1 protein-coding gene is annotated in these 329 nt (G+C 78.1%); it reads right to left on the bottom strand.

What is annotated here, in order from left to right; genetic code table 11:
* The coding region (locus tag JHN45_RS52670; protein WP_201056633.1) for an FAD-dependent monooxygenase at positions 1–329 on the bottom strand (329 nt) is incomplete at both ends.

Raw genomic sequence — 329 nt, 5'->3', positions numbered from 1 at the left:
GTCCGTGAGCAGCGAGTCGTGGCCGCGGGCCGAGCCGGGCACGACCGCGCGCAGCCCGGCACCGCCGCGCACCAACGGCAGCGCCTGGTCGGCGGCGCGCAGCCGGGCCGCGACGACCGCCCGCCGTTCCGCCTGATAGCTGTCGAGCAGCGCCTCGTGCGGCCCGTGGTGCCAGGCCAGTGCCAGTTTCCAGGCGAGGTTGTCGGCGTCCCGCAGCCCCTCGTCCAGCCCCTGCGTACCGAGCGCGCCCAGCAGATGCGCCGCGTCCCCGGCGAGAAACACCCGCCCCACCCGCCACCGGCGCGCAAGCCGGTGGCGGGTGGGGCGGG

Source organism: Streptomyces sp. MBT53 (assembly GCF_016654115.1).
In the GTDB taxonomy this organism is placed as follows: Bacteria; Actinomycetota; Actinomycetes; order Streptomycetales; family Streptomycetaceae; genus Streptomyces.
Note: the sequence above shows the minus strand (reverse complement) of the source record. Positions and strands in the feature narration are given on the sequence as shown.